This window comes from Rhizobacter sp. OV335 (assembly GCF_900142965.1).
Lineage (GTDB): Bacteria > Pseudomonadota > Gammaproteobacteria > Burkholderiales > Burkholderiaceae_C > Rhizobacter.
Genome location: NZ_FRCQ01000008.1, coordinates 141,612 through 157,013, shown reverse-complemented (window position 1 = coordinate 157,013; position 15,402 = coordinate 141,612). Strand labels below are relative to the sequence as shown.

Annotated in this window: 16 protein-coding genes; 6 read left to right on the top strand and 10 right to left on the bottom strand. The window is 71.2% G+C overall.

Annotated elements, in window-relative coordinates:
• Positions 1 to 108: 108 nt before the first annotated feature.
• A complete protein-coding gene (locus BUE42_RS11090) occupies positions 109 to 3,747 on the top strand; it encodes an NACHT domain-containing protein (RefSeq protein WP_073465159.1) in 3,639 nt (1,212 codons plus the stop codon).
• On the opposite strand, the gene BUE42_RS11085 is transcribed toward BUE42_RS11090, so the two are convergent.
• Positions 3,744 to 4,535, bottom strand: coding sequence for a CPBP family intramembrane glutamic endopeptidase (locus tag BUE42_RS11085; RefSeq protein ID WP_073465158.1), 792 nt, complete (start codon positions 4,533 to 4,535; stop codon positions 3,744 to 3,746). The two genes, BUE42_RS11090 and BUE42_RS11085, sit on opposite strands and share 4 nt — an antisense overlap.
• Complete coding sequence (gene recQ / locus BUE42_RS11080) at positions 4,532 to 6,406, bottom strand: DNA helicase RecQ (RefSeq protein ID WP_073465157.1); 1,875 nt, start codon at positions 6,404 to 6,406, stop codon at positions 4,532 to 4,534. The genes BUE42_RS11085 and recQ overlap by 4 nt, the downstream gene beginning before the upstream one ends.
• A gap of 95 nt (positions 6,407 to 6,501) precedes the next feature.
• Here recQ and BUE42_RS11075 point away from each other — a divergent pair, with 95 nt between their 5' ends.
• Entirely contained in the window at positions 6,502 to 7,020 is a 519-nt protein-coding gene (locus BUE42_RS11075; protein WP_073465156.1) for a cupin domain-containing protein, read from the top strand.
• Here the strand turns inward: BUE42_RS11075 and BUE42_RS11070 are convergent, their stop codons facing one another.
• Complete coding sequence (locus tag BUE42_RS11070; protein WP_073465155.1) at positions 7,021 to 7,611, bottom strand: hypothetical protein; 591 nt, start codon at positions 7,609 to 7,611, stop codon at positions 7,021 to 7,023. It lies immediately after the preceding gene.
• 230 nt (positions 7,612 to 7,841) lie between these two features.
• Here BUE42_RS11070 and ssb point away from each other — a divergent pair, with 230 nt between their 5' ends.
• From ssb to BUE42_RS11055, 3 genes are all read left to right on the top strand, one after another.
• Entirely contained in the window at positions 7,842 to 8,372 is a 531-nt protein-coding gene (gene ssb / locus BUE42_RS11065) for a single-stranded DNA-binding protein (protein ID WP_073465154.1), read from the top strand.
• A gap of 165 nt (positions 8,373 to 8,537) precedes the next feature.
• A complete protein-coding gene (gene wrbA / locus BUE42_RS11060; protein ID WP_073465153.1) occupies positions 8,538 to 9,137 on the top strand; it encodes an NAD(P)H:quinone oxidoreductase in 600 nt (199 codons plus the stop codon).
• Between the two features lie 97 nt (positions 9,138 to 9,234).
• Positions 9,235 to 9,675, top strand: a complete 441-nt coding sequence (locus tag BUE42_RS11055; RefSeq protein WP_200798940.1) for a hypothetical protein — start codon at positions 9,235 to 9,237, stop codon at positions 9,673 to 9,675.
• Between the two features lie 67 nt (positions 9,676 to 9,742).
• On the opposite strand, the gene BUE42_RS11050 is transcribed toward BUE42_RS11055, so the two are convergent.
• Together BUE42_RS11050 and BUE42_RS11045 are read right to left on the bottom strand one after the other, a co-directional pair.
• Positions 9,743 to 10,345, bottom strand: a complete 603-nt coding sequence (locus tag BUE42_RS11050; RefSeq protein ID WP_073465152.1) for a hypothetical protein — start codon at positions 10,343 to 10,345, stop codon at positions 9,743 to 9,745.
• An 8-nt stretch (positions 10,346 to 10,353) separates the two neighbouring features.
• Positions 10,354 to 10,794 (bottom strand): hypothetical protein, encoded by a 441-nt coding sequence (locus BUE42_RS11045; protein ID WP_073465151.1) that lies wholly within the window; start codon positions 10,792 to 10,794, stop codon positions 10,354 to 10,356.
• A 298-nt stretch (positions 10,795 to 11,092) separates the two neighbouring features.
• Between BUE42_RS11045 and BUE42_RS11040 the strand changes: the two genes are divergently transcribed.
• A complete protein-coding gene (locus BUE42_RS11040) occupies positions 11,093 to 11,398 on the top strand; it encodes a hypothetical protein (RefSeq protein ID WP_073465150.1) in 306 nt (101 codons plus the stop codon).
• A 15-nt stretch (positions 11,399 to 11,413) separates the two neighbouring features.
• On the opposite strand, the gene BUE42_RS11035 is transcribed toward BUE42_RS11040, so the two are convergent.
• Genes BUE42_RS11035 through BUE42_RS32115 form a run of 5 tightly spaced genes read right to left on the bottom strand, consistent with a single transcriptional unit; the run spans position 11,414 to position 15,382 of the window.
• Complete coding sequence (locus BUE42_RS11035) at positions 11,414 to 12,682, bottom strand: c-type cytochrome (RefSeq protein WP_073465149.1); 1,269 nt, start codon at positions 12,680 to 12,682, stop codon at positions 11,414 to 11,416.
• Positions 12,679 to 13,398: a c-type cytochrome gene (locus BUE42_RS11030; RefSeq protein ID WP_073465148.1), complete on the bottom strand. Its 720-nt coding sequence runs from the start codon at positions 13,396 to 13,398 to the stop codon at positions 12,679 to 12,681. Before BUE42_RS11030 ends, BUE42_RS11035 begins: the two co-directional genes overlap by 4 nt.
• A 56-nt stretch (positions 13,399 to 13,454) precedes the next feature.
• Positions 13,455 to 14,099 (bottom strand): FMN-binding negative transcriptional regulator, encoded by a 645-nt coding sequence (locus BUE42_RS11025; RefSeq protein WP_073465147.1) that lies wholly within the window; start codon positions 14,097 to 14,099, stop codon positions 13,455 to 13,457.
• 18 nt (positions 14,100 to 14,117) lie between these two features.
• Complete coding sequence (locus tag BUE42_RS32120) at positions 14,118 to 14,597, bottom strand: OsmC family protein (protein ID WP_073465146.1); 480 nt, start codon at positions 14,595 to 14,597, stop codon at positions 14,118 to 14,120.
• Positions 14,594 to 15,382 (bottom strand): isocitrate lyase/PEP mutase family protein, encoded by a 789-nt coding sequence (locus BUE42_RS32115; protein WP_073465145.1) that lies wholly within the window; start codon positions 15,380 to 15,382, stop codon positions 14,594 to 14,596. The genes BUE42_RS32120 and BUE42_RS32115 overlap by 4 nt, the downstream gene beginning before the upstream one ends.
• Positions 15,383 to 15,402: the final 20 nt, after the last annotated feature.

Genomic DNA, 15,402 nt, shown 5'->3' with positions numbered 1-15,402 from the left:
TCAGGCGTCCCCCTAGGTCGCCGGTCAGGCAGCGGCTGACAAGCGTCTCGCCCGGTCCTACAGTCGCGCCGAGGCCGCCACACGAACGGCCCCAAGGGGACACGGCCCATGAAGCCCGACGACGCATCGACATCCGACACTTCACACGCCACTTCGTCCGCGCCGACGCTGCCCGACGACTGGCAGGCGCTGCGCGAGGCCGAACAACTCGCGCTGCAGGCGCGGCGCCGCCGTGCGCTCGGCCTGGCCGACGACGAGACGCATCCGGCGCTGAAGCTGCCCAGCGTCGGCCTCGCGCTGTCCGGCGGCGGCGTGCGCAGCGCGACCTTCGCGCTCGGCCTGCTGCGCGGCCTGGCACAGAACCACGGCCAGCCGAACAGCGAGCGCGCCGACCCGGCCGACCGCTCGCTGGTGGCCGACGGCATGCTGGGTCGCGTCGACTACCTGTCCACCGTCTCGGGCGGCGGCTACACCGGCGCGATGTTCGGCCGGCTCGTCAATGCCTTCGGGCTGCAGCAGGCGCAGGCGCTGCTCGCGCGCAGCGATTCACCGGTGCTGCAATGGCTGCGCCGCAACGGCCGCTACCTGTCGCCGGCCGGTTCGCGCGACATCGGCATCGCGGTCGTCACCTACCTGCGCGCCTGGCTCGCGATCCACACCGAATTCATGTTCGCCTGCATGCTGCTCGGCCTGCTGGTGATCGCGCCGCACCTGTGGCAGCACAGCACGCAGCAGCTCGACCCGCAGGGCTGGGAGCGGTGGTTCACGCCGTGGTGGCCGGTCGCGCTGGCGCTGTGGGCCGCGACCGCGCCGGGGCTCGTCGCCGGCTACTGGGCCGCGCGCGACACGCACGATCCCGATGCACGCGCCGTCGGCCCGGGCTGGCGCGACGTGGTGTTCGTCACCGCGATGGCCTTCGCCGCGTGGCTGCTGCTGCGCGAGCTGCGCAGCGGCAGCACGGTGAACCCGGTGCAGGACGCGCTCGACTGGGCTACCGCGGCCTTGCTCGCGCTGCTGTCGATCGTCGTCGGCCAGCTGTTCGTGCAGGCGCGGCTCGCGCTCGGCCGCGAGCCGCATGCGCTGGCCGTCGCGCGGCTGCGCAACCAGCTGACGCGCTGGCTGAAGGCGGCCACGCTGGTCGTCGTCGCGATCGGCGGGCTCGGCGCGCTCGACCGTGCGAGCTGGTGGGTGCTGGAAGAGCTGCAATCGGGCAACCAGTGGCTGTGGGGCGGTGTCGGCTTCGGCGGCCTGGTGGTGCTGGTGCTGCGCCGGCTCGCGCAGCCGCTGCAGCAGATGGCGGCCGAGGCCGGCGCCCGCGCGCGCGGCTGGCTGCCGCGGCTGATGGACGTCGGCTCGCTGGTCGGCCTGCTCGCGCTGGTGACGGCCTGGCTCGTCATGCTGCAGTGGTTCGTGTTCGCGCCCGACACCTTCAGCGCGCTGCGCGAGGTGCCGGCGTGGATGCGCGCGCTGTTGATCGGCGGGCTGTGGCTCGGTTGGATCGTGCTGACCGCCGGCAATGCGCAGATGGCGAACACCTCGTCGCTGCACAGCTTCTACCGCGCGCGGCTGACGCGGGCCTACCTCGCGGTCGGCAACCCGCGCCGCGGCCTGGTGGCTGGCACCGAGGGTGGCCCGGTCGCGCGCGGCGACGTCACCAGCGTGGTCGACGGCGACGACACCGCGCTCGACAGCTACCGCCCCGAAAGCCGCGGCGGCCCGATCCACCTGGTCAACACCTGCCTGAACCAGACGCGCGACGACCAGAGCGGCCTCTACAACGCCGACCGCAAGGGCACCGCGGTGACGGCCACCTGGCGCGGGCTGGAGATCGGGCCGGACGAGTTCGTTGCGCTGCAGCCGGGCGACGACACCGGCACGCTGGGCCGCTGGATCGCGGTGTCGGGCGCGGCGGCATCGCCGGGCGCCGGCTCGTACACCTCGCGCGGGCTCGCGCTGCTGGTGTACTTCCTCGGCGTGCGGCTCGGCCACTGGGTGCGCGCGCCGCGCGACTCGGCGCAGCTGCGCTGGCTCAGCCGCCTCGCGTGGCGCTTCGCGCCGAAGCCGCTGATGCTCGCGAGCGAGGCCTCGGCCACCTTCTACGGGGTCGAGCGGCCGTGGTGGTACCTGTCGGACGGCGGGCACTTCGAGAACAGCGGCATCTACCCGCTGCTGAAGCGCGAGACCGACTTCATGGTGCTCGCCGACGGCAGCTGCGACGGCGACTACTGCTTCGGCGACATCGAGAACCTGGTGCGCAAGGCGCGCATCGACTTCGGCGCCGAGATCGATTTCTACACCCGCGAAGAGGCCCAGCACCTGTTCAGCCTGGCCGGCAGCGACCTGACGGTGCTGTCGCCGGAGCACATGGCCGACAACCATTCGTCCCGCGGCGTGCTGCTTGCGCGCGTGCGCTACCGCGAGCGCGCCGGTCCGCGCGGGCCGTGGCGCCCCGAGGCGACGCTGCTGGTGGTCAAGCCGAACCTGCACGACGCGCTCGACGTCGACCTGCTGGCCTATGCGCGCCAGCACGAGGGCTTTCCGCACGAGTCGACCGGCGACCAGTCGTTCGACGAGGCGCAATGGGAGAGCTACCACCGGCTCGGCGAGGACTTCGGCCGCGCGCTGCACGACACCTGGCTCGCGCAGCTGCCCGGCTGGCGCAGCCCGGCGCGGCACGGGCTGCGCGTGGCCGCGCGCCTGCGCAGCGCCGACGACGAGGTGGCCGTCGGTTCGAAGACCGAGCCGCTGTGGCGGCGCACCGCGAAGGCCACCGCGCTGACGACGACGCTCGGGGTCGGCGCTTCCGGCACCTTGCTGCTGTCGATGTGGCAGGTGCAGGAGCAGTTGCAGCGCAACCGCACCGACCAGCAGACCGAGGCGCGCGTGCTGTTCACCGAGGTGTCGAAGGCGCTGCAGGATTTCAACGGCCGCTGCCCGAAGGTGGCCGAGCATGTGGTGACGCAGGCCTCGCTGCTGTTCGACCTGCGAGGCAGCCCGGCGATGCGCCCGCTGGAGCGCGCCGGCGTCGAGCGGCTGGCCGGCCGCATCGCCGACGAATGCCGCAAGGATGCCGACCCGAGCGCCGACTGCGTGGCCGCCAGCCAGCGCCTGCGCAACGACCTGTGCGCGGTGGTGCAGAAGCCACCGACCGAGAACACCGCGTTCAGCTACTGGCACCCCGGCACCTCGCCTGACGAGCAGGCGGTGGCGGCACGGCGCGTCTGGCTCGGGCTGACGGGGCGCGCGTCGCAGCTCGCGAGCGCGGCGCACGTCGAGCTGCCGGCCCCGATGCCGCCGGTCGCGGCGGCGCCGGTGGAGTCGCCGCTGAACTCGCCCGAGAAGGCGAACCTGGGCGCCTGCCGGCAGGGCGACGAGCGCAGCACGCTGTACATCGAGATCTACGACGAGGCCTCGCGCGAAGCCGCAAGTGCGCTGCGCCAGGCGATCCAGCAGCAGGCCGACGTGCTGGTGCAGGTGGCGCCGATCGACAACGCGGCGCGCAACGCCGAGCTGCGCCAGCAGCGCCGTCCGGTGCCGTGGCCGGTGCCGACCTTCGTGTTGCACGACCCGGCCGGGCGGGAATGCGCGCTCGCGCTGTCGCGCTTCATCGGCGAGCCGTGGGTCACGCCGACGCGCATCGACGGCGTGTGGATCCGCGAGCGGCGGCGTTCGGCGGTGCCGCGCCCCGGCGTGATCGAGCTGTGGCTGCCGCCGGTGCTGGTGGCGGGGCAGTCGGCAGAGCCTTAGGGTTTCGAAGGCAGGCGCAGCAGGCGGCGCAGGCCCCACACGAACAGCGCCGCCGACAGCGGCAGCCCCAGCGGGTGCCCGATCACCTCGGACAGCCCTTGGCCGTCGCTGCTCGCCATCCACAGCACCCCGCCGTTGAACGCCGCATGCAGCAGCACGCAGGGCCACAGCGAACGCGTGCGCTGGTACGCGAGGCCGAGCACCAGGCCGGTGCTGAAGCCGACGAAGAACTGGTAGACGTTGAAGTGCGCGAGGCCGAACAGCGCGGCCGAATGCACGATCGCGGTGGCCGGCGGGTAGCGCAGCAGCAGCCCGCGCAGCAGCAGGCCGCGGAACAGCATCTCCTCGAGCACCGGCGCCAGCACGCAGGCCGACAGCGTGGCCGCGAACGTGCCGTCGACCGCATGCGCGAACCACTCCGCCTCCCAGGCCGACAGCGGCAGCAGCGCCTGCAGCAGCCAGTCCATCCAGCCGTTCACCGACCACAGCAGCGGCAGCAGCGCGAGCAGCGGCGCGGCGGTGAAGACCAGCGTGCGCAGCGGCGGCGAGGGCGCGTCGTGCAGCAGCTGCGCATGGGTCAGCCCGCGCCACACGAGCAGCGTCGACACGACGACGCCGGTCGCCAGCACGCGCGCCAGCTCGCCGAGCTGCACGTCGCTGAGGGCCAGCGTGTCCTGCAGGTCCGCCAGCACGCCGCCGATCAGCATCTCGACCAGCACGAAGGCGAGCACGGTCAGGATCGCCGCGCCCAGCCCGTAGGGCAGGGTCTCGGGACTGCGCTGGCTCATTCGCCGAGCACCCGCAGGATCTCGCTGCCGTACGCCTCCAGCTTCTTCGCGCCGACGCCGCTGATGTGGCCGAGCGCGTCCAGCGACGACGGCTGGGCGCGCGCCATCTCGGCGAGCGTCGCGTCGTGGAAAATCACGTAGGCCGGCAGCCCGTGCTCGCGCGCCACTTCGGCGCGCCAGGCCTTCAGCGCGGCGAAGCGCAGCAGGCCATCGTCGTCCAGCGGCACCGGCGGCGGCTTGTCGCGCCCGCCCGCCGCCTTGCCGGTCTTGCCCTTGGTGCTGCCGCGCCGCGCCTTCGGTGTCTCGCTGGCCTCGCGCAGCAGCAGCGTCACCTCGCCGCGCAGCACCTCGCGCGCGCTCGGCGTCAGCTCCAGCGTGTTGTATTCGCCTTCGGTGCGCAGGTGGCCGAGCGCGATCAGCTGGCGCAGCACCGTGCGCCATTGCACCTCGCTCAGGTCCGATCCGATCCCGAAGGTCGACAGCGACTGGTGGCGGTACTGCGTCACCTTGTCGGTGGTCTTGCCGCGCAGCACGTCGATCAGGTGGCCGGCGCCGAAGCGCTGGCCGTTGTTCTGGTGGAAGCGGTAGATGCAGCTGAGCGCCTTGCGCGACGGCTCGGTCGCGTCCCAGGTGGCCGGCGGGTGCAGGCAGTTGTCGCAGTTGCCGCAGGGCTCGCTCGCCTCGCCGAAGTAGGCGAGCAGCCGCACGCGGCGGCAGTCGTGCGCCTCGGCGAGCGCCAGCAGCGCATCGAGCTTGGCGCGCTGGCCGCGCTTGAACTCCTCGCCGGCCGGGCTCTCGTCGATCATTCGGCGCTGGTTCACCACGTCGGCCAGGCCATAGGCCATCCAGGCATCGGCCGGCAGCCCGTCGCGGCCGGCGCGGCCGGTCTCCTGGTAGTAGCCCTCGATGTTCTTCGGCAGGTCGAGGTGGGCGACGAAGCGCACGTCGGGCTTGTCGATGCCCATGCCGAACGCGACGGTCGCGACCATCACGACGCCGTCCTCGCGCAGGAAGCGGTCCTGGTGGCGCTTGCGCACGTCGGCGTCCATGCCGGCGTGGTACGGCAGCGCGTTGATGCCCTCGGTCTTCAGCCAGTCGGCGGTCTCGTCGACCTTCTTGCGGGACTGGCAGTAGACGACGCCGGCATCGCCCTCGTGCTCGTCGGTGACGAAGCGCAGCAGCTGGGCGCGGGCGTTGTCCTTCTCGACGATGCCGTAGCGGATGTTCGGTCGGTCGAAGCTGCTGATGAAGACGCGCGCCTGCTGCAGCTGCAGCCGCTCGATGATGTCGGCGCGGGTCAGGTCGTCGGCGGTGGCGGTCAGCGCGATGCGCGGCACGCCCGGGTAGCGCTCGTGCAGCACGTTCAGCGAGAGGTAGTCCTCGCGGAAGTCGTGGCCCCACTGGCTCACGCAATGCGCCTCGTCGATCGCGAACAGGCTCAGCAGCCCGCGCTCGTGCAGCGAATCGAGCTGCGCGAGGAAGCGCGGCGTCGTGATGCGCTCGGGGGCGGCGTACAGCATCACCAGCCGGCCGCTCATCATCTCGCGCTCGATCTTCTGGGTTTCGTCCAGCGTCAGCGTGGAGTTGAGGAACGAGGCGTGCACGCCAGCCTCTTCGAGCGCGCCGACCTGGTCGTGCATCAGCGCGATCAGCGGGCTCACGACCAGGGCGACGCCGCGGCCGGCGCGGTGCCGCGCGATCGCCGGCACCTGGTAGCACAGGCTCTTGCCGCCGCCGGTGGGCATCAGCACCAGCGCATCGCCGTCGCCGTTGACGTGGTCGACGATGGATTCCTGGGCGCCGCGGAACGCGGTGTAGCCGAACACCTCCTGCAGGATCTGCAGCGGTGCGGTGGAGGCTTCGGGGGTCACAGGCGGGGAGGGAGGGCGGGGGCGAGGCCGCGATGTTACTCGGGGCGCTCTTCACGGGTTTCTGGCAACCTTGCGGCTTCACCAGGAGACTGCCGATGACCGACCTCCACACGCCGCGCGCCGAGCAGCTGCGGCAGCTGTTGATTCGCAACTTCGAGACCGCGCCGCGGGTGCGCGAAACGCGCGAGCCGCTGTACGACTCGACCGGCGCGCGCCTGGCCCGCGGCACGGCCGCGCTCAAGCTGGGCGCGAGCGTCGACGTGCTGCCGCCGGGCAAGCGCGGCTGCCCGTACCACTTCCACTATGCGCAAGAGGAGATGTTCATCGTGCTCGAGGGCGAGGGCACGTTGCGCGTGGCCGGCGAGCACCTGGCGATCGCGGCCGGCGACGTGGTCTTCATCCCGCCGGGGCCGGCGTACCCGCACCAGATCATCAACACCTCGGAGGCGCCGCTGAAGTACCTGTCGATCAGCACCAAGGACAGCCCGGAGGTGGTGGAGTACCCCGATTCGGGCAAGTACCTGGCGTCGGCGACGAAGGAGGGCGATCCGTTCGGCTTCGCGCGGATGCACCGGGCCGAGACGGATCTGGAGTACTGGGACGGCGAGCCCTGATCAGCCCTTGCGCTCCTGCGCGTCGGTCTTCTGGCGGTGGATCTTGCGGCTCTGGCGGTTCTCGCTGCGCTGGATGCCGCGCTCCTCGGCGGCACCGACGTGGCCGTCACGGGCGGCGGAGGCTTCCTTGCGGTCGACGTGCGCCTGGCCGCGTTCGAGCTTCGACACCTCGTGGTTCGTCAGCGAGCCGTTCTGCACGCCGGCCTCGACGCGCTTCTGCTGGTTGATGTTGCGCTGCACGTCGGCCTGCATGCGCTCTGACGAGGCCGAGGTCGGGTTGCCCTTCACGTTGTTGCTCTTGGCCGCGGCGATGTCGCCGCTGACCTTGTTCTGCGCGGCGTTCAGGCGCAGCTTCTCGTCGGTGGAGAGCTTGCCGTCCTTCAGCGCCTGCGCCTGCAGGTGGTCGACCTTGCTTTCCTCGCGTTCGAGCTTGCCGGCCTCCTTGGTGCTGAGCTGGCCGCTCTGCAGGCCTTGCTGGATGCGTTCCTGCTGGTTCACGTCGCGCTGGACGCTGCCGGCGGTGGTGGATTGGGCGAAGGCGCCGGCGCTGGCGGCCAGCATCATCGAGCTGATCAGGAGGGTGAACTTCATGGTGGACTCCGGTTCGGGTTGATCTGAATTCGAGAGTGGCGCGACCCTGCAGACGACAACGGGAGCCGGCAGCCGTCGTTGACCCCGGGCCGTGTGAAGTTTCGTTGCCCGGGCGTGACGAGATGCATCCCCCGGGTGGGTGGCCGGCCGGCCGGGTGGTCGGGTCCGCAGCCTCATAATCCGGCATCCCCCCGCAATTTCCCCGTTCTACTTTTCAGGAGCCGCTTTCCATGGCCTCGATCAACAAAGTCATCCTCATCGGCAACCTGGGCCGTGACCCCGAAGTGCGCTACTCTGCCAACGGCGCCGCGATCTGCAACGTGACCATCGCCACCTCGCGCAACTGGAAGGACAAGACCTCCGGCGAGAAGATGGAAGAAACCGAATGGCACCGCGTGGTGTTCTACGACCGCCTGGCCGAGATCGCCGGCGAGTACCTGAAGAAGGGCCGCTCGTGCTATGTCGAAGGCCGCCTGAAGACCCGCAAGTGGCAGGACAAGGACGGCGCCGAGAAGTACACCACCGAGATCATTGCCGACAACATGCAGCTGCTGGGCGGGCGTGACGGCGGCGGTGACGAAGGCGGCGGTGGCGGCGGCTACAGCCGTGGCGCCTCGGGTGGCGGCGGTGGTGGCGGCGATCGGCCGGAGCGCACCGAGCGGGCCGAGCGCCCCGCACCGGCCTCGCGCCCGGCAGCCACCAAGCCGGCCGCGAAGTCGTCGACTGGGTTCGACGACATGGACGACGACATTCCGTTCTGATCGCGTTGTCGGCATGCAGGCGGCCGGCGACAAGCTGGCTGCCTTCGTCGATGCCGTGCGGCGGGCCGACCGTTCAGCCGTTTTGAAGCCTGCATACGCTCCTGTGCAATCCGCGTCGGCCGCCGGCGCCCAGAATGCGCTCAGCCCATCAACCAGGAGCAAGTCATGGCAAAAGTCCTCGTCCTCTACTACAGCAGTTACGGTCACATCGAGACGATGGCCCAGGCCGTCGCCGAAGGTGCGCGCGGCACCGGCGCCACCGTCGACATCAAGCGCGTGCCGGAAATCGTGCCCGAAGCCGTCGCGAAGGCCTCGCACTTCAAGCTCGACCAGGCCGCGCCGATCGCGACGGTCGAAGAACTGCCGACCTACGACGCGATCATCCTCGGCGTGCCGACCCGCTTCGGCAACATGGCCGCGCAGATGAAGAACTTCCTCGACCAGACCGGCCCGCTCTGGTTCACCGGCGCGCTGGTCGGCAAGGTCGGCTCGGTGTTCGCCAGCACGGCGACGCAGCACGGCGGCCAGGAGAGCACCATCCTCAGCACGCACACCGTGCTGCTGCACCAGGGCATGGTGATCGTCGGCCTGCCGTACGCATGGCAAGGCCAGATGAAGCTCGACGAAGTGACCGGCGGCAGCCCGTACGGCGCGACGACGATCGCCGGCAGCGACGGCTCGCGCCAGCCGTCGGCCAACGAGCTGGAAGGCGCCCGCTTCCAGGGCCGCCACGTCGCCGAGATCGCGGCCAAGCTGGCCCGCTGAGCCCGGAATCGTGAAGGGATGACGCGTTAGACTTCCGCCGCAACACGAACGAGCCGCGCGATCACGCGCGGCCGACCCGTCCCGGAGGAACGTCACGATGCGCGCGATGAAATGGTTGCTGGTGCCCCTGGTCCTGGTGGGGCTGGCGGTGCTGTATTTCTTCGGCGCGGTGAACTGGAGCTACTCCGACGGCGAGCGCGCCGGCTGGGTGCAGCAGCTGTCCCGCAAGGGCTGGGTCTGCAAGACCTGGGAGGGCGAGTTGGCCCTGGTGTCGCTGCCCGGCAGCACGCCCGAGAAATTCCGCTTCACGATCTGGGACGAGGCCACCGCCGACAAGGTCAACCTGGTGATGGGCAAGCGCGTCGCGCTGCACTACGAGCAGAAGGTCGGGCTGCCGGGCAGCTGCTTCGGCGACACCCGCTACTACGTCACCGGCGTGCGCGTGCAGGACGAGATCTCGCTCGCACCTGGCGTGATCGTGCCGGTGCCCGCCCAGCCTGCTGCATCGACTCCCCCAGCGGCAGCCTCGAAGCCCTGACGGCGCGGGCGCTCGCCGTCCTCGCACTCGACACGCGGGTCGGGCGGCCTGCCCCGCCGTGGTCGCGTCACTCGATCACGTCATACAACCGCCCGATGAACGACACCTGGTACAGCAGGTTGCCCACCGCGAACACACCATGGAACACCGGGTGGCGGATGACGGCGGCGGCCCCGCACAGCAGCACGTAGACAGCCGCCCGCACGGGGTACTCCAGCCCGAGCTTCGGCAGCAGCGCACTGCCCTTGATCCAGGTGTCGCCCAGGTCGACCACGAAGCTCAGCGCCAGCAGCGCGAAGAACCAGCGGCGGCGCGACAGGAAGTAGTCGCGCCAGCCGTCGTATTCATCGAGGTCGTTCGGGAACAGCACCGCGCACAGCAGGTAGTTCAGCCCGGCGTAGAACAGCACGAAGGCGTAGACCTCGAAGCGCCACACCGCCAGCTGCGCGAGCCGGAACTCCCACCACCAGAAGTGCACCAGCAGCAGCAGCGTCGACGCCGCCCACAGCAGGTGCACCCAGTACGCCTTCTGCCGGCCCGGGTGCTGCACGAACACCGCCAGGCCGGACAGCAGCCGCGCGATGCTCAGGCTCACCACCATGCTGAGCACGATCCGCACATGCAGGAAGACGGCGGGATCGGGAGCGGCGGCCGCCGCGGTCGTCTCCACGGCGCGCGCTAGAACCCGGCGTCGATGAAGACCTGCGGTCCCTGGAAGGTGTAGCGCACCTCGCCACGCGGGTCGCGCCGCGTCTCGGTGAGCTTGTACTGGTCGTAGCGGTAGCCCACGCCGAGCGCGAAGTTGCCGGTGAAGCGGTACTGCACGTTGGCCTGGAAGTTCAGCAGCCGGCCCTTGTGGCCCTTGTAGTCGATCGCGAACGCATCGGCGCGGCCCGAGGCCAGCCAGCTCGGCGCGAACGCACAGGTGCCGTAGACGCCGACGGTCGGCAGCGGCACGGTGTGCGCGGCCTCCTCGCGGCGGACCGCCACGATGCTGCCGTCGACCTGGCCCAGCCCCTCGACGACGAACTTGAAGCGCGTCACGTGCAGCCCGGCGACCGCGCCGGCCTCGGCCTCGTCGGTCTTGTAGAACGAGTAGCCGACACTCGCGCGTGCCACCTTGGAGTCGAACTCGCTGTCGACCGAGCGGCGGCTTGCGCACCGGTGGCGGCGAGCAGCGATGTCAGCAGCAACAGCGGCCCGAAGGCAGTGGCGATCGGACGGCAACGGCGGCAAGGCATGTGGTGGCTCCCCCTTGATGTCGTGAAATCGTTCGCGGTCTGGAGCCTATCCGCGGCCGCCAGACGCGTCAATCGCGCGGGTGAAGGCGGGGACTGGTGTGGGATTCGCCACGTATTGCGCGGACCGCCGCGGCACCGGCCTGCGGACAATGGCGGCTTCTTCCAGAGAGCCTCCCATGCCGCAGTCGACCGGTCCGTCCTCCTCCTCCGTTGCCACGTCGCGCGATTCGCTGATGTCGATGGGGGCCGGCGCGCTGATCGGCGTCATCGTGATGCGCATGGCCGAGCAGCGTGCCGACAGCGGGCTGAGCCTCGCGATGGCGGTGCTGTTCGTCGTGTCGGGCGGCGCGTCGGTGGTGCTTGCGATGCTGAGCCGGCCGCACCGGCTGCCGCCGGCGCAGCGCCGCGGCGAGGTCAAGGGCTGGCTGCTGGCGCTCGGCTTGGGCCTGCTGGCCGCCGTTCAGGTCAGCGCGCTGATCTGACGCGCCGACGCGAGATCACCGGCCGCTGCGCAGCCGCGCGACATCGAGCGGCGACACTTCCGTTCCTGCATTCCCCCATGAGCCGCGCACGTGGCTCAGCACGCTGGCCAGCTCGGCATCGCTGAGCACGGTCGCGAACGGCGGCATGCCGTAGGGCCGCGGGTTCGCCGGCGTCGACGGCGCAAAGCCGCCTTCCAGCACGATGTGCACCAGGTTCGCGGCCGACGCCATCGTCACCGCGCGGTTGCCGGCCAGCGGCGGATAGGCCGGCGCCGCGCCTTCGCCCTGCTTGCCATGGCAACCGACGCAGTGCTGCTCGTAGAGCTTGCCGCCTTGCTCCAGCGCCGCGGCCGAGATCGGCGCGGGCTTCGGCGGGTCCTTCACGTCGTGTGGCGGCAGCGCCTTCAGGTAGGTCGCCATCGCGAGCAGGTCGTCGGCGCTCAGGTGCTGCAGGCTGCCGGTCACCACCTCGACCATCGGTCCGGTGACGCTGCCGCCGCGCGACGCGTCGGCCACACCGTCGTGCAGCAGCGCGACGATCTTCGACAATTCCCAGTCGGCCACGCCGGCCTCGCGCGCATCGTTGAGCGACGGCGCATACCAGTTCTGGATCGGGATCAGCCCGCCGCCGAGCGCGATGCCCGAGCTGGCGCCGAGCGCGTTGCGGCTCGAATGGCAGGCATTGCAATGGCCCAGCCCCTCGACCAGGTAGGCGCCGCGGTTCCAGGCCGCCGGGCGCGTGTCGTCATGCGCCACCGCGCCGGGCCGGAAGAACGCGGCGCGCCACACCGCGAGCGCCGCCTGCGTGTCGTACGGAAAACTCAGCGTGTGCGGCCGGTTCGGCTTGTCGGTGCCCGGCAGGCTGCGCAGGTAGGCGAACAGCGAGTCCGAATCCTCGCGCGTGATGCGGGTCAATTCGGTGTACGGGAACACCGGGTACAGCAGCCGGCCATCGGCCGAGCGGCCGTTGTGCATCGCGCGCCAGAACAGCGCCGAGGTCCAGCCGCCCAGGCCGTGCTGCGGGTGCGGCGTCAGGTTGGGAGCAAAGACGGTGCCGAACGGCGTCGCGATGCCGCGGCCGCCGGCATACGGCACACCGCCGCGCTCGGTGTGGCAGCCGGCGCAGTTGCCGGCGCGGGCCAGGTACTCGCCGCGCGCGACCTGCTGTGCGGTGAAGGGCGCGGTATCGGCGAGCAGTGGCGGCTCGTCGCGGAAGTTCAGTGCCAGCACCAGCGCGACACCCGCCGCGAGCAGCAGCACGAGGACGATCAGCACGCGCTTCATCGGGCGACCTTCGTCACGTTGGACGTCACGTCAGGCACGCCGCCGCAGGCGATCGGCAAGGCCGCCGGCAGCGTCGATGCCGGGTGCGCCGGCTCGGGCACCGGTTGCACTGCCAGCCACTGCGCGATCGCGCCGACCTCGTCGGCCGTCAGCGCCTGCGCCACCTGGGCCATGCAGTCGGGCGCGAGCGCACGCCGCGTGCCGGTGCGCCAGGCGCCCAGCTGTGCCACCAGGTAGTCGCGCGGCAAGCCCAGCAGGCCGGGGATCGCCGGCGCGACGCCGGTCAGCGCGCTGCCGTGGCACTGCGCGCACGCAGGCAGCTTGCGGGCGGGGTCGCCGTCACGCGTCAGGGCTTCGCCGCGCCGCGCGAGCTCGGCCGGCAGCGCGGGCCCCGGTGCCGGCGGCGAGTACGGCAGGTCGAGCGACGAGAAGTACGCGGCGATCTCGCGCAGGTAGGCATCGCTCAGCGGATCGAGCAGGCCGGTCATCAGCGCGTACTGGCGGCGGCCGTCGCGGAAGCCCTGCAGCTGGTGGTGGAGGTAGTCGGCCGGTTTGCCGGCGATGCGCGGGTGGTAGCCGTCGCGTGCGGCGCGGCCTTCCTTGCCGTGGCAGCCGGTGCAGGCCTGCAGGCGTTGCGCGATCGTGTCGGGCACCGGGGGCGCGGCACGGGCACCGAAGACGGTGCCCAGCAGGATCAGGACGAGAAGGAATTTCATCGTGCGGTGCGCGTGGCAGACGAGGCGACGGCGCAGCGCGAGTATCCCCCGCGTCTTCAGCCGCCGGGCTGCACCAGCTTGGACATATTGACCGACGCCCCGTCCGATGCCGCGCCCTGTTCGCGCAGCCCCGCCGCGACGCCTTCGCGGTCGGCGGTCGAGCGGTTCTGGCTCACCTTCCACTTGCCGATCAGCGCGTCCAGCGGGATCTCGATGCCGACGATCGCGCGCAGCATGCCGTCGATGAAGTCGGCCGGCGCATCGGCCACCGCCCACGGCCGCGGCAGCGCGGCCTCGTGCCGCTGCGTCAGCCGCGTCACCAGCGACAGCAGCCACGGTGCGTCCTCGTGCACCTGCAGCCTGCCGCGCGCCTGCACCATCACGTAGTTCCAGGTCGGCACCACCTTGCCGTGCTCGGCCTTGCTCGCGTACCAGCCCGGCGACACATAGGCCTGCGGCCCCTGGAACACCACCAGCGAATCGACGTCGCGGCGCGCCGCCTGCCACACCGGGTTGGCGCGCGCGACGTGGGCGCGCAGCACCGCGCGGCCGCCGTCGTCGTGCTCCAGCAGGAAGGGCACCGGGTTGGCCGACAGGATGGCGTCGGCATCCTGGGTGATGAGCATGCCGAGCGGATGGCTGCGCACCAGCTCGTGCAGCACCTCGGGCCGGGTCTCTTCGAAATGACGGGGCATGTACATCGCGGCTCCTGGGATTCTTCAGTCGACTGCCACCGGCTCGCAGCGCACCTCGGACTTCACCGAGTTCGCGATGAAGCAGTTGGCATGCGCATCGTGGTGCAGCCGCGCCTGTTCGGCGGCATCGGGCCGGCGCTCGCCGCCGTAGCGCACCGCCGGGTGCAGCGTGACGACGGTGACCGCGATCTGCCCTTGCGCGTTCGGCTCCATGATGCCGACCGCCGCATCGCGGTAGTCGTCGACCAGCCAGCCGGCCTTCGCGGCCAGGCCGAGGAACCACAGCATGTGGCAGCTGGCGATCGAGGCGACGAAGGCCTCTTCGGGATCAACGGCCGACGGGTCCGACATCGGCACGCGCACCGAATGCGGGGACGACGAGCCCGACACTGTCGCGCCGCCGTCGAAATGCCAGTCGTGGCGGCGGCTGTAGCGGTTGTCGGTGAAGGGCTGGCCGGCGCGCGTCCAGTGCACCTCGGCGTGGTAGTCGTGCGGCGTGCTCACAGGCGCTCCAGGTACGTGAAGGTGCCGCGTTCGCGCACCTCGGTCGCGGCATCGAGCAGCCCGCGCATCGCGGCGCGGTACAGCGAGGTCGCGAGGCTGATGCGGCGCACGCCGGCTTCTTCGAGCTCGGCGACGCTGAACGACTTGCCCTTGATGCCGACCATGAAGTTCAACGGCTTCGTCAGAGCGCTGCACACGGTGCGCACCGCGGCAAGGTCGGGCAGGCCGGGCGCGAACAGCACGTCGGCGCCGGCGCGCTCGAAGGCCTGCAGGCGGCGGATCGTGTCGTCGAGGTCGGGCTTGCCGCGCAGGAAGTTCTCGGAGCGCGCCGTCAGCACGAAGCCGCCCGGCACGGCACGCGCCGCTTCGACCGCGGCGGCGATGCGCTCGGTCGCGTGGCCGAGGTCGTACAGCGGCTTCGCCTCGTCGCCGCTCGCGTCCTCGATCGAGCCGCCGGCCAGGCCGATCGCGCCGGCGCGGCGGATCGTCTCGGCCGCGTCCTGCGGCGTCGCGCCGAAGCCGTTCTCGAGGTCGGCCGACACCGGCACATCGACCGCCTGCACGATGGCCTGCGCGTGCGCGATGGCTTCGTCGCGCGTCAGCTGGCCGTCGCGCCGGCCGGCCACCGCGGCCGCCGCGCCGCTGGAGGTCGCGAGCGCCGTGAAGCCCAGGCCGGCCAGCGCGCGCGCCGAGCCGGCATCGAAGGCATTGGCGATCACGAAGGCGCGCGGGCCGCGGTGCAGGGCGATGAATCGCTCGATCTTGTCGCTGGTGTTGTCGCTCATGGAGAGGCTCCCGTTCGGTT